We start from the raw sequence: 15228 nt of genomic DNA on the forward strand, positions 1-15228 counted from the left end.
GCCGCAGTGGCGTTCCAGCCTTCCAGCAACTGGTAGCGCTCGGCGGCAGCCAGACTGTCCAGCTCGCCCAACGACGCCCCCGGGTTTTCGCACATCCCCAGCAACAAGCGTTCGAGGCGTTCCGCCAGGCACTCGATCGCCGCCTCGTCGAAAGCCTGGCGGGAATAGCTGTAGTGCAGTTCGAGGGTCTCTCCGGCGCTCACCAGCAGCGTCAGCGGATAGTGCGTCTGCTCCTGGTTGCTAAGCGCGTCGATCCGCATGTCCGTCGGTGTCTCTTCCGCCAGCGCTGCGGAAACCGGGTAGTTCTCGAATACCAGGATGTTGTCGAACAGGGCCTCGCCGACCTGCCCGGCCCAACGCTGGATGTCATACAACGGCGTGTGCTCGAACTCGCGCAGCGCCAGGTTTTCGCCCTGCACCGCCTGCAGCCAGTCGCCGAGCGGCTGCTCCGGACACGGGCTGGCGACCACCGGCAGCGTGTTGATGAACAGGCCGATCTGCTCCTCGATCCCGCGCAACTCCGCCGGACGACCGGATACGGTGGCACCGAAGGCCACGGTGTCCTGCCCGGTGTAGCGTTGCAGCAGTATCAGCCAGGCCGCCTGGACCAGGGTATTGAGCGTCACCTTCTGCTCACGGGCGAACTCTGCCAGGCGCTGGCTCGTGGTGACGTCCAGCTGACGATAGCGATCGGCATGGCCCTCGGCACCCCGCACCCCGTGGGCGAACGCCGGAACCAGCAGGGTCGGCTCGCCCAGCCGCTGAAGGCGCTGCTTCCAGAACGCCTCGGTGCGACCCGCATCCTGGCGTTGCAGCCAGGCGATGTAGTCGCGATAGCGCCCATCCGAGCGCGACGGCGTCTCGCCGCGGTAGCGCTGCAAGACTTCGCCGAGCAACTGCGAGTTGCTCCAGCCGTCCATCAGGATGTGGTGATTGGTGTAGATCAGGTGGTGCCGGCGTTCGCCGGTACGCACCAGCACCAGCCGCAGCAGCGGCGCCTCGGCGAGTTCGAAGCCGAGCCCGGCCTCGCCGGCCGCGAGGGCATCGAGCGCCTCGGCGAGGTCCGCGCGGTCGCGCCAGTCGTGCACGCTGAACGGCACCTCGACGCGCTTGCGCACCAGTTGCAGCGGCTTTTCCAGCGCGCCCTGCCAGAGGAACCCGCTGCGCAGGACTTCGTGGGCATCCAGCGCCGCCTGCCAGGCCTCGCGGAAGCGTTGGGGATCCAGGCCTTCCACGTCCAGACGCATCTGGTTGATGTAGTCGCCGCTGTTCTGCTGGTACAGGCTGTGGAACAGCATCCCCTGCTGCATCGGCGACAGCGGATAGAGATCCTCCACCTCGCCCGCCGCCAGGGGCAAAGCGTCCAGTTGCCGCTGGTCGAGCCCTGCCAGGGGGAAGTCCGAAGGGGTCACGCCTTCGACATCGGCGGCGCAACAATGCTCGATCAGCGCCAGCAGCTCGTCGCGATAGGCATCGGCGAGGCGAAGGATGCTCGCCTCGCTGAAACGCGCGGCGCTGAAGCTCCAGTCGATACCGAGCCGGCCGGCATAGACCTGGCCGTTGAGACTCAGCCAGTTGTCCAGCGGCGCATCGCTATCGCGCTCGCTGCCGGCCGCATCGGCGCTGGGACGGAACAGCGCGGAGGAATCGGCGGAGAAGCTGCCGTCGAACTGTCCCAGGTAGTTGAAGGTGATGCGCGGACTCGGCAGGGCCGCCAGCGCCGCCCGATCCTCGGCGCTGCCGAGGTAACGCAGGGCGCCGAAACCCAGACCCTTGTGCGGAATCGCGCGCAGTTGCTCCTTGATCCGTTTGATCGAAGCGCCCAGCTCCGCCACCGGCGACAGGCGCAGCGGGAACAGACTGGTGAACCAGCCTACCGTGCGGGTCAGGTCGATGTCCTCGAACAGCTCCTCGCGCCCGTGTCCTTCGAGCTGGATAAGGGTATCCGCCTGGCCGGTCCAGCGACCGATGACCCGCGCCAGGGCGGTGAGCAGCAGATCGTTGACCTGGGTCCGGTAGGCCGCCGGCGCTTCCTGCAACAACCGGCGCGTGGCCTCTTCGGTCAGCTCGGTACGTGCCGAACGGACATGCCGGACCGATTGCGCACCCTCGCGATCGTCGCAGGGCAGTTCGGTGGATACGCCTTCGAGCTGCGCCAGCCAGTAGCCGCGCTCGCCCTCCAGGCCGCCGTCGCGGGCATGCGCCTGCAAGCGTTCGGCCCACGCCTTGAAGGCGCTGGTCTTGGCGGGTAGCGCAACGGCCTGGCCGGCCTGCAACTGGCGGTAGGCGGTCTGCAGGTCTTCGAGCAGGATCCGCCAGGAAACCCCGTCCACCGCCAGATGGTGGATCACCAGCAACAACCGCTGGCTGCCGTCTCCGAGCGTCGCCAGCAGCGCGCGCAACAGTGGCCCGCGGCCCAGGTCGAGACTGCGCTGGGCCTGCTCCGCCAAGGCTTCCAGCGCTTGGCCGTCGGCGACCGACTGCTGCCACAACAACGCCTCGCCGGCCTCGACCGCGCGGTGTTCGGCGCACCAGGTCCCGTCTTCGAGGCGGAAGCCCAGGCGCAACGCATCGTGGTGCGCCAGCAAGGCCTGCAGCGCCGTTTCCAGAAGCGTACCGTCGAGCGCCTGCCCCGGCTCTAGCAGGACCGACTGGTTCCAGTGCTGGCGCCGCGGGATATCCAGTTCGAAAAACATCTGCTGGATCGGCAGCAGCGGCGTGCTCCCGCTGATCGGCCCCTGTTCGGCGCTGGCCAAGCCGCGACCCTCGACGGCCACGCCGGCCAGGCCCCGGATCGTCTGGTGCAGGAACAGGTCCCTGGGCGCCAGCCGGATCCCGGCCTGGCGCGCGCGGCTGACCACCTGGATGGAAATGATCGAGTCGCCGCCAAGTTCGAAGAAGTTGTCGTCCAGGCCGACGCGGCCAAGCTTCAGCACATCCGCCCAGATTGCCGCCAGGCGCTGCTCCAGCTCGCTGCGCGGCGCGGCATAGTCCTGCTGCAGGCGGCTGGCGTCCGGGGCGGGCAAGGCGCGCCGGTCCAGCTTGCCGTTGGCCGTCAGCGGCAGGCGCTCGAGGAACAGCAAGTGGGCGGGCACCATGTGCTCCGGCAGGCTCGCCTTCAAGGCCTGGCGCAGCGTGTCGCGCAACGCGGCGGGGTCGCTTGGCGCCGCCTGCGTCACGACATAGCCGACCAGTTGCGTAGCGCCCGGCCCCTCGTGAGGCAGCACGACCGCCTCGGCCACGCCCGGCTGTGCGAGCAGGCGGGCCTCGATTTCGCCCAGTTCGATGCGGAAGCCGCGAATCTTGACCTGGTGGTCGATCCGACCGACGTACTCGACCACCCCGTCGCAACGATAGCGGGCCAGGTCGCCGGTCCGGTACAGACGTCCCCCAGTCGTGGAGAACGGATCGGCCACGAAGCGCGTGCAACTCAGCTCGGGGCGATTCAGATAGCCCCGCGCCAATCCCGCGCCCCCCACATACAGCTCGCCGATGCAGCCCCTGGGCACAGGGTTCAGCCCGGCGTCGAGCAGATACCAGGACAGGTCCGGGATCGGTTCGCCGATCGGACTGGCCGCCCCGCCGTCGAGATCCGCCAGCGACAGCGGACGATAGGTCACGTGGACCGTGGTCTCGGTGATCCCATACATGTTGACCAGGCGCGGCGCTCGATCGCCGAAACGCTCGAACCATGGGCGCAGGGCCTGCACTTCCAGCGCCTCGCCACCGAACACCACATGCCGCAGGGCCAGCGGCGGAACCTCCTGGCCGGCGCAGGCGACCTGCATCAGTTGCTTGAAGGCCGACGGCGTCTGGTTCAGCACCGTCACCCGTTCCCGGCACAGCAGGCGCAGGAAGTCCTCTGGCGAACGACTGGTCTCGTGCGGGACGATGACCAGCCTGCCGCCATGCAACAACGCGCCGAAGATCTCCCAGACGGAGAAATCGAACGCGTAGGAGTGGAACAGGCTCCAGGCGTCGTCCGCGGAGAAACCGAACCAGTGCCGGGTGGCATCGAACAGGCGTAGCACGTTGCCATGCGGCAGCAGGGTACCCTTCGGTTTTCCGGTAGAGCCGGAGGTATAGATCACATACGCCAGGTTATCGACGCCGACAGCGCTCTGCGGATCGCTCTCCGGGTAGCCGGCCCACTCATGCTCCGCGTCCAGCAGCAGGCAGGGTAGGCCCTCGCCGAGCGGCAAGCGCTCGCGCGCCGCGCGCTGGGTCAGTAGCAGGCGGATGCCGCTGTCCTCGATCATGTAGCCCAGCCGGTCGCTGGGGTAGCGCGGATCGAGCGGGACATAGGCGCCGCCGGCCTTGAGGATCGCCAGCAGACCGACGATCATCTCCAGGCTGCGCTCGGCCGCCAGGCCGACCAGCACGTCGGGGCCGACACCGAGCTCGATCAGCCGGTGCGCCAGGCGATTGGCCCGCAGGTTCAATTCGCCGTAGTCGAGCGCGCGTTCGCCGTAGACCACTGCCGTCGCCCGCGGTCGCTCGGCGGCCTGGCGCTCGATCAGGCGGTGCAGACAGGAAGCCGGGGTGAAGTCCTGCGGACCGGGGTTCCATTGCAGCAGGTCGGCACGCGCTTCGGCCTCGTCCAGAAGTTTCAGCTCGGCGATGCGCGCCTCCGGCCGGGCTACGATCGACTGGAGCAGGTTCAGCCAGTGGCCGGCGATGCGCTCGGCGCTCGACGCGTCGAAGAGATCGGTGGCATAGGTCAGTTCGGCAAGCAGGCCATTGGAGGATTCGTAGGTATCCAGGGTCAGGTCGAACTGCGCGGTCTGCACGTCCCAGGCCAGGTCCTCGACCTCGAGTTCGCCCAGGGTAGCGAAACGCGAACCGCGATGATCGTCGCGCTGGTGGTTGTACATCACCTGGAACAACGGCGCATGGCTGAGACTGCGTTCCGGCTGCAACGCATCCACCAGTTGCTCGAACGGCAGGTCCTGATGACCCTGCGCTTCCACCACCGCCCGCCGGACCTGCCGTAGCAATTCGCGGAACGGCAGTTGTCCGTCGAGTTCGGCGCGCAACACCTGGGTGTTGACGAAGAAGCCGATGAGCCCCTCGGTCTCCTCGCGATTGCGGTTGGCGATGGGTACTCCGACACGAATGTCATTCTGCCCGCTGTAGCGATGCAGGAGTGCCTGGAACGAGGCCAGCAGCAGCATGAACAGCGTGCCCTGCTCGGCCTGGGCCAGCCGCCGCAGGGCTTCGGCGAGTTCCGCCGGCAACGGGATGCCGATGCGCCGGCCGCGATGGCTCTGCTGCTGCGGGCGCGGCCGGTCGCTGGGCAACTCCAGCAACGGCTGCTCGCCGCCCAGGCGGGAAACCCAGTAGCCCAGTTGACGCTCACGCTCGCCGCCATCCATCCATTGGCGTTGCCAGGCCGCAAAGTCGGCGTACTGGATCGGCAACTCCGCCAACGCGGGGGGCTGGTCATGCCGAAGCGCGGCGTAGACGCGGATCAGTTCGTCCACCAGGACCTGCATCGACCAGCCATCGGCGATGATGTGGTGAAGAGTCAGCACCAGCACGCATTCGTCCGTCGCCAGCGGCAACAGCAGGACCCGCAGCAGCGGTCCGCGTTGCAGGTCGAACGGCCGATGGGCCTCGGTTTCCACCAGCCCCTTCAGGTCTTCGCCGGCCACCGGCGGTCGTCGCTCCTCGATGGCTATCGGCAGCGTCGGGTGGATGACCTGCCGCGGTGCGCCATCGTGTTCGACGAAGGTGGTGCGTAGCGTTTCATGGCGCTGCACCAGCAGGTCCAGGGCACCCTGCAGGGCATCGCGCCGCAGCGGTCCCTTCAGACGCAACGCCACCGGGATGTTGTAGGCCGCGCTGTGCGGATCCAGGCGCCAGATGAACCACTGGCGTTCCTGGGCGAACGACAGCTGCGGCGATGCGTCCCTGGCGCATCGGACGATCCCGCCCTGGGCGGCCGGCGCCAACTGCGCCACGGCCTGCGCATAGGCGCGCAGGGTGCTGTGCTCGAACAGGGTACGCAGCGGCACCTGCAGGTCGAGGCGGCGGCGTACCCTGGAAACCACTTGGGTCACCAGCAGCGAGTGGCCGCCCAGCTCGAAGAAGTTGTCGTCCCGACCGATGTGGCCGAGCTTCAGGACCTCGCTCCAGATCGCCGCCATGGCCCGTTCCAGCTCGCCCTCGGGCGCGACATGGGCGTCCCGGACCGCGCTCGCGTCCGGCAGCGGCAGCGCCTTGCGGTTGATCTTGCCGTTCGGCGTCAGCGGCAGGTTCTCCAGCAACAGCATGTGCGCCGGCACCATGTAGTCCGGGAGAACCGCCAGCAGGCTGTTCTTCAATGCGCTGCGCAGTTCCTGCTGGCGCGCCGACTCGGCGCCGACCAGCGCGGCCTCGGTGGGCACCAGGTAGGCCACCAGGGTCGGCCCGGCCACCCCCGGCTGGGCGACGACCACCGCCTCGCGCACGCTGTCCTGCTCCAGCAGGCGCGTCTCGATTTCGCCGAGTTCGATGCGGAATCCCCGGATCTTCACCTGATGGTCGATCCGTCCAAGGTATTCGATGATCCCATCGGCGCGGTAGCGAGCCAGGTCGCCGGTGCGGTACAGGCGCGAACCGTCGGCGGCGAACGGGTCGGGCAGGAAGCGTTCGGCGGTCAGGCCGGGGCGGCGATGGTAGCCACGCGCCAGGCCGTCGCCGCCGATCAGCAGTTCGCCGGCGACGCCGGGCGGACATGGGTTCATTTCGCTGTCGAGGATGTACAGAGCGGTGTTTTCCAGCGGCCCGCCGAGGAACGGCCGGGCCTCTTCGCCGAGGCGGAACCGTGCCGACCAGATCGTCGTCTCGGTCGGCCCGTAGAGATTCCAGGTCGATGCCGACAATCCGCGCATACGCGCCGCCAGGTCCTCCGCCAGCGCCTCGCCACCGCACAGCAGGGTGCAGCCACGCAGCAGGTCGACACGCTCGCTGTCGCACAGCATCCGCCAGGTCGCCGGGGTCGCCTGCAATACCGTGACGCCCTGCCGCTCGACCAGATCGAGCAGGGCCTCGGGATCCTGGGCCTGCTCGCGGCTGGCGAGCAGCACGCTGGCGCCACGCGCCAGCGGTACGTATAGCTCGAGGCCGAAGATATCGAAGGAGAAGGTGGTCACCGACAGCAGACGGTCCCGCGCCAGCATGCCCGGTTGCCGGGCGATGCTGCAGACGAAGTTGGTCAAGGCTCGATGGCGGACCATCACGCCTTTCGGCTGGCCGGTGGAACCGGAGGTGTAGATCGCGTAGCAGAGACTGTCGGGCGCCTCCGGCAGGTCCGGGTTTTCCGCCGGGTAGCCGTGCACCAGTCGCTCCAGGTCGTCGAGCAGCAGGCTTTGCAGCCCATCCGACTGCGGCAGGCGCGCCAGCACGCTTTGCTGGCTGAGCAACAGGCGCAGTCCGCTGTCGTCGATCATGTACTGCAAGCGGTCCGCGGGATACTGCGGATCCAGCGGCACATAGGCGCCACCGGCCTTGAGCACCGCCAGCAGGGCCACCACCATGGGTACGCCGCGCTCCAGCGCGATACCGACCAGTACATCGCTGCCGACACCCTCCTCGCGCAGACGCCAGGCGAGGCGGTTGGCCAACGCATTGAGTTCGGCGTAGCTCAGGCGTTCCTCGCCGAACAGCAAGGCCGGCGCGTCCGGGGTCAGCCCGGCCTGGGCCTCGAACAGGCGATGCACACCCTGCCCGGCGGGATATTCGCTCGCCGGCAGACGGCTGCGTTGCAGCAGCGTGGCGCGCTCCTCGGCGTCGAGCAGCGGTAGGTCGCCGAGGCGTCTTCGCGGCTCGGCGACGACGGCCTCTAGCAGGTTGCGCCAGTGACGTGCCAGGCGCTCCACGGTCGCAGCCTCGAACAGGTCGGTGGCATAGGTGAATTCGGCGTGCACGCCCTGTTCCGATTCGTAGGTGTCCAGGGTCAGGTCGAATTGCGCGCTGTGCGCGCCCCACGAGAGGTCCTCGACGCTCAGCCCCGGCAACTGCGCCGCCAGCGACTGGCGACCTGCGGAACCCAGGTTCTGGTGGTTGTACATGGCCTGGAACAGCGGGCTGTGGCTAAGACTGCGCTCCGGTTGCAAAGCCTCGACCAGTTGCTCGAACGGCAGGTCCTGATGTGACTGGGCGCCGAGCGCGGCGACACGGGTCTGCTGTAGAAGGTCAAGGAACGGCATCTGCGCATCAAGATCGGCGCGCAGCACCTGGGTATTGACGAAGAAGCCGATGAGCCGCTCGGTCTCGACCCGGTTGCGGTTGGCCACCGGCACGCCGACGCGGATCTCGTCCTGGCCGCTGTAGCGATGCAGGAGCGCCTGGAACGAGGCCAGCAGGAGCATGAACAACGTCGTCCCTTCGCGCTGCGCCAGCGCCTGCAACTGTCGGCCCAACGCCTGCGGCAACTGCAGTTCATGGCGCGCGCCACGGTAGCTCGGCAGCGCCGGGCGCTGGCGGTCCGTCGGCAGTTCGAGCACGCTCTGCCCTCCGCCCAGCCGCGCCATCCAGTACTCCAGCTGGCGCTCGCGTTCGCCGGCTTCCAGCCAGTGTCGTTGCCAGATCGCATAGTCCGCATACTGGATCGGCAAATCGGGCAGCGTCGCCTCGACGCCTTGCCGGCGCGCGCCGTACAGGGCAATGAGTTCCTCCACCAGTACCCGCATGGACCAGCCGTCGGCTGCCACATGGTGGATGGTCAGGGTCAGCACGTGATCGTCGGCCGCCAAGCGCAGCAGGCGCGCGCGAAGCAGCGGACCGTTACGCAGATCGAAGGGCTGTTGCGTCTCGCTTTCAACGAAAGCGCGAATCTGCGCCTGCGCGTCGTCGTCGCCCGCCAGCGTAACCGGGACGGGTACGTCGACCGACGCCAGCACCTGCTGGCGGAAGCCATCCAGTTGTTCGTCCTCGACGAACACGGTGCGCAGGCTCTGGTGGCGTTCGACGATGGCGCCCAGGCTGGCGGACAGCGCCTCGACGTCCAGTTCGCCACGCAGGCGCAGCGCCGAGGGAATGTTGTAGGCGGCGCTCTGCGGGTCCATCTGCCAGAGGAACCACTGGCGCTCCTGGGCATAGGACAACGGGATACGCTCGAAGGCCGAGGCCACCTCGGGAATCGGCAGGTTGGCCGGCGTCACGCCCTCCTCCTGCATCTTCGCCAGGTACAGCTTGCGCTTGTCGAGAGGAAGCGTGATGAAGCGCCGGGCAACCCGCAAAGCTACGCTCATGTCCATTCAAACTTCCTCCATTTCATCAAGCAGGGCTTCCAGCTTGTTCAGTTTCGATGTGTCGACCTGCCCACCGGCCTTTTCCAGATTGCTGACGAAAAGCCCCAGGGTCGGGAATTGGAACAACAGTTGGGGGGTGAGCTTCATGCCCAGCTCCAGTTGAATGCGCGAAATCACGTTGATGGCCAGCAGCGAGTGCCCGCCGAGTTCGAAGAAATGGTCGTCGAGGCCAACCCGCTGGAGTTTCAGCACCTCTTGCCAGATCGCCGCGACCTGGCATTCCAGCTCGCTGCGCGGCGCCACGTAGGCCTCCTGGAGGAGACTGGCGTCGGGCGCCGGCAGAGCCTTGCGGTCGACCTTGCCGTTGGGGCTCAGCGGCAGGCGTTCGAGGAACAGCAGGTGCGCCGGCACCATGTATTCGGGGAGGCTGTCGCGCAGCAGGGCCTTCAGCTCGTTGCGCAGCGCGGCCTGTACCTCCAGCGTGGCGCTAGCCAGCGCTTCCGCTTGCGGCACCAGATAGGCCACCAGCTGCGCCCCGGCAGCACCCTCGACGGCGATGACCAGGGCCTCGCGCACCGCCGGGTGCTCGCCGAGGCAGGCCTCGATCTCGCCCAGTTCGATGCGGAAGCCACGGACCTTGACTTGATGGTCGACCCGGCCGACGTACTCGATCACCCCGTCGGCGCCGTAGCGTGCCAGATCGCCGGTGCGGTACAGGCGGCCGCCGCCCTGCTCGTCGAATGGATCGGGAATGAAGCGTGCGGCCGTCAGGTCGGGACGCTTGAAATAGCCACGCGCCAGCAGTTCGGCGCCGATCACCAGCTCGCCGACCGCCCCGACCGGCGCCGGTTGCCCGGCATCGTCCAGCAGATAGATGGCGCGGCCCGGCAGCACCTTGCCGATCGGCATGGTCGCCGGGATCGCCTTGCTGCCGTCGACGTAGGGCGCGCAATCCAGGGTGGTGACCGTGACGGTCGCCTCGGTGGGGCCGTAGGTGTTGAGCAGGCGCACATGCTCCAGCCCGGCGGCCTTCCATGCCACCAGGCTTTCCGGCGGCATCGCCTCGCCCCCGGCGTGGACCTGACGGAGCGCGCCGTAGTCGCGCACGCCCTGGTTGGCGAAGTCCTTGGCCAGCATGTTCCAGTAGGCGGTAGTCAGGTCCACCGTGGTGATGCGTCGCTCGACGATCTCCCGGTACAGCGTCTCGCTGTCCCAGATCTCGGTGCCGCGCAGCACCACCGAGGCGCCACAGGCGAGCGGCGGGTAGAGCTGCTCGACGAAGCCGTCGAAATTGAAGGTGGAGAATTGCAGCACCCGGTCGTCCGGCCCGATGCCGAAGAACTCCAGCGAAACGTGGGTATGCCGCGACAGGCTCTCTCGGCTGATGCCGACGCCCTTGGGACGGCCGGTGGAACCGGAGGTGAACATCACGTAGGCGAGGTTCTGCGGATGCGCCCGCAACTGCGGGTCGCTCGCCGGACGGTCCTGCCAGTCCCGCGCCTGGTCGAGCGCCAGGCAGGCGATCCCGGAGGCCGCTGGCAGGCGTTGCAGCAGGTGGCTCTGGCTGAGCAACAGGGCGATGCCGCTGTCCTCGATCATGTAGCCGAGGCGCTCCTGCGGATATTCCGGGTCCAGCGGTACGTAGGCGCCGCCGGCCTTGAGCACCGCCAGCAGACTGACGATCATTTCCAGCCCGCGCTCGACGGCGATCCCAACCAGCACGTCAGGCCCCACGCCCAGCTCGATCAGGCGGTGGGCCAGGCGGTTGGCCTGGGCGTTGAGCTCGCCGTAGCTCAGCTGGCGCTCCTCGAAGAGCAATGCGACCCGCTCGGGCTCCATCGCCGCGCGGCTGGCGAACAGCTGCTCGACGCTGCGCTCGTCCGGATAGCGTCCCGGGTTGCGCCCCCAGTCGAAGATCGCCTGGCGCCGCTCCGCCGCTTCCAGCAGCTGGAACTCGGCCAGGCAGGTGCTGGCCGGACGCTCGACCATCTGCGCCAGCAGGTGCGTCAGGTGACGATCCAGGCGCGCCACGCTGGCGTCGTCGAAATGCTCGCGGTCATAGGCGAACTGCAGTTCCAGGCGCTGCCCCAGGCTTACGCTGAGGGTCAACGGGTAGTTGGTCTGCTCGTGGTTGCCCACGGCACCGAAAGCCAGGCCTTGCGAGGCCTGCTGCTGGAGCATCTGCGAAACGGGGTAGTTCTCGAACACCAGGATATTGTCGAACAGCGCCTCGCCGCCCTGCCCAGCCCAGCGCTGGATGTCGTACAGCGGCGTGTGTTCGAATTCGCGCAGGGCCAGGTTCTCGCCCTGCACCGCCTGCAGCCAGGACGCCAGGCTCTGCTGCGGAAGCGGGGTAGCGATGACCGGCAGGGTATTGATGAACAAGCCGATCTGCTCCTCGATACCGTTCAGTTCCGCCGGGCGGCCGGCGACAGTAGCGCCGAAGGCCACGCTGTCCTGTCCGGTATAGCGTTGCAGCAACATCAGCCAGGCGGCCTGGACCAGGGTATTGACGGTGATCTTCTGCTCGCGGGCCAGCTCGGCCAGGCGCCGGGTCTGCTCGCCATCGAGCTCGCGCAACCGTTCCGCGTAGCCCTTGCCGCGCTGCTTGGCCTGGGCGATCGACTGCCCCAGGCGGGTCGGCTCGTCCAGTTGGCGCAGGCGCGGCAGCCAGAAGGCCTCGGCGAGCGCGGCGTCCTGGCGCTGCAACCAGGCGATGTAGTCGCGATAGCGGCCGCCGGAGCGCGGCGGCGTTTCGCCACGGTAGCGCTGCAGTACCTCGCCGAGCAGCTGCGAGTTGCTCCAGCCGTCCATCAGGATATGGTGATTGGTGTAGATCAGGTGGTAGCGCTCTTCGTCCGTGCGCACCAGCACCAGGCGCAGCAGCGGCGCCTCGCTCAGGTCGAAGCCCAGTCGGCCTTCGCCGGCGGCCAGCTCGTCGAGGGCCGCCGCCAGGTCCTCGCGACCGCGCCAGTCAAGTACGCTGAACGGCACTTCGACACGCTTGCGCACCACCTGTAGCGGCGTCTCGAAGGCGCCCTGCCAGAGGAACCCGCTGCGCAACACATCGTGCTCGTCCAACGCCGCCTGCCAGGCCGCGCGGAAGCTCTCCGGATGCAGACCGTCGATGTCGACCCGCAGTTGATTGATGTAATCGCCGGCCTCCTGCTGGTACAGACTGTGGAACAGCATGCCCTGCTGCATCGGCGATAGCGGGTAGAGGTCCTCGACTTCGCAGGGCGCCAGCGGCAACTGGTCGAGACGCGCCTGGTCAAGGCGCGCCAGCGGGAAGTCCGAGGGCGTCAGACCCTGGCCCTCGGCCACGCGGCAGTGGGCGATCAGCGCCAGCAGTTCGTCGCGATAGGCGTCGGCCAGGCGCTGGATGCTGGCGATTTCGAAGCACTCGCCGCTGAAGCTCCAGTCGATGCGTAGTTCGCCGCCATAGATGCGTCCGTTCAGCGCCAGCCAATTGGCCAGCGGCGCGTCCGGGCTCTGGTCGTCGCCGGCACGCTCGCCGGCCGGAGCGAACAATGCGCCCTCCTCCATGGCGAAGCTGCCGTCGAACTGGCCGAGGTAGTTGAAGGTGATGCGCGGCACCGGCAACCCGGCCAGGGCTGCCTGGCTCGCCGCGCTGCCCAGGTAGCGCAGGGCGCCGAAGCCGATGCCCTTGTTCGGCACCGCGCGCAGTTGCTCCTTGATGCCCTTGATCGATGCGGCGATGCCCTCGGCCGGCGTCAGGCGTAGCGGGAACAGGCTGGTGAACCAGCCCACCGTGCGCGTCAGGTCGATCTCGGCGAAGAGTTCTTCGCGGCCATGCCCTTCCAACTGGATCAACGCATCGACCTGCCCGGTCCAGCGGCAGATCACCCGCGCCAGCGCGGTCAACAGCAGGTCGTTGACCTGGGTGCGGTAGGCGGCCGGCGCTTCCTGCAGCAATTGCCGGGTCGCCTCGGCGTCCAGTCCGCAACTGACCGAACGGGCATGGCGGTTGCTCTGGTCGCCCTGCGGGTCGAGGCACGGCAGGTCGCTGGAGGCGCCTTGCAATTGCCCTTGCCAGTACGCCAGTTCGCCATCCAGGCCGCCGTCACCGGCAAACGCCTGCAGGCGCTCGGCCCAATCCCTGAAGGCGCTGGTCTTGGCCGGTAGCTCGACGGCCTGACCCGCCAGCAACTGCCGGTAGGCGGTCTGCAGGTCTTCGAAGAGAATACGCCAGGACACGCCATCCACCACCAGGTGGTGGATAACCAGCAGCAGGCGCTGGCTGCCGTCGTCGAAGGTCGCCAGCAGGGCGCGCAACAACGGCCCATCGGCCAGGTCGAGACTGCGCTGGACTTCGTCGGCCAGCGCCCGCAGCGCCGCCAGGTCGGCGACCCGAGCGACACGGAGCAGCGCCGCAGCGCCCTCTTCCACACCCCGGTGGCGCGCCGTCCAGCCGGCCGCCTCGCGGGCGAAGGACAGGCGCAGCGCATCATGGTGCGCCAGCACGCCCCGCAGGGCCTGCTCAAGGAGTCGGGCATCGAGCGGCTCGCGGGCTTCCAGGAGCACCGACTGGTTCCACCAGTGGCGCTCGGCGACCTCTTCGGCGAAGAAACCCTGCTGGATCGGCAGCAACGGCGTGACGCCGGTCACCGGTCCCTGGTCGATAGCCAGCACCTGCGTACCGCTCTCGGCCAGCGGAGCCAGGGCACCGATGGTCTGCGCCTCGAAGAGCATCTTCGGAGTGAAATGGATGCCGAGCTGGCGCGCACGGCTGACCACTTGCAGGGAAATGATGGAATCGCCGCCGATCTCGAAGAAGTTGTCGGCCAGGCCGACCTGCTCCAGCTTCAGCACCTCCGCCCAGATCGTCGCCAGTTGTCTTTCCACTTCGCTGCGCGGTGCCTGGTAGTCGCGTTGCTGCTGATCGGCGCTTGGCTTGGGCAGGCCCTTGCGATCCAGCTTGCCGTTGGGGGTCAGCGGCATGCACGCCAGGAACAGCAGGTGCGCCGGCAACATATACTCGGGCAAGCGTTCCTTCAGCGCCTTGCGCAAGGCGTCGCGGCAGGCCGCCTGGGCGCCGACGTCCTCGGCCAGCGCCGGATCGTGCGGGACCACGTAGCCGACCAGTTGCTGGCCGCTGGCACCCGCCTGGGCGACCACCACCGCCTCGCGCACCGCCGCCTGCTCACGCAGGCGTGCCTCGATCTCGCCCAGTTCGATACGGAAACCGCGGATCTTCACCTGGTGGTCTACCCGTCCCAGGTAGTCCACCACGCCATCCGCACGCCCACGGGTCAGGTCACCGCTGCGATACAGGCGGCTGCCGGGCGCGCCAAAGGGATCCGGCACGAAACGTTCGGCGGTCAGTGCCGGACGCTCCAGGTAACCGCGCGCCACGCCTTCCCCGCCAAGGTACAGCTCACCGGCCACGCCGACCGGCAGCAGGTTCAACTGGGCATCGAGGATGTAGCCGCTGCGATTGCCCAGCAGCGTACCTATCGGCATGTAGGCGGCGCCACAGGGGTCGTCCGGGCGGGCTTTCCAGAGCAGCGGGGTGACCACCGTTTCGGTCGGTCCGTAGCCGTTGAACAGGTATTGCGGGCGTAGCGCGCGCCAGGCCAGGTCGTAGCTGGCCTGCGCCACCGCGTCGCCGCCGAAGCAGTAGACCCGGGCCGCCGGCGGGTTGCCGTCGCGCTCGGCGTGCTCGGCCAGTTGCTGCAGATAGACCGGCGGGAACACCGCGACGGTGACGCCGTGGCGATGCATCTGCGCGTAGGTCTGCTCCGGCAGCCACAGGCTGTCGTCGCGGATCAGCACCCGCGCACCGTTGATCAACGGGTGCATCCAGCCTTCATGGGAGCCGTCGAAGGCGAACGACATGAAGTGCAGCTCGCAGTCCGCCGGGGTCATCTCGTAGCGCTCGCCGGTAGCCACGATGTGCGCGGCCAGCGGGCCGTGGGACACTGCCACGCCCTTGGGCATGCCGGTGGAGCCGGAGGTGTAGATCACGTAG

2 protein-coding genes are annotated in these 15228 nt (G+C 68.0%); both read right to left on the minus strand.

Going from position 1 to position 15228, the window contains the following annotated elements:
- Positions 1-9242: non-ribosomal peptide synthetase (locus HMPREF2924_RS24855; RefSeq protein WP_141765570.1), on the minus strand; the 9242-nt coding region annotated here is incomplete at its 3' end.
- Positions 9243-15228: non-ribosomal peptide synthetase (locus tag HMPREF2924_RS24860; protein WP_141765571.1), on the minus strand; the 5986-nt coding region annotated here is incomplete at its 5' end. It lies immediately after the preceding gene.

This window comes from Pseudomonas sp. HMSC063H08 (assembly GCF_001813645.1).
Lineage (GTDB): Bacteria > Pseudomonadota > Gammaproteobacteria > Pseudomonadales > Pseudomonadaceae > Pseudomonas > Pseudomonas aeruginosa.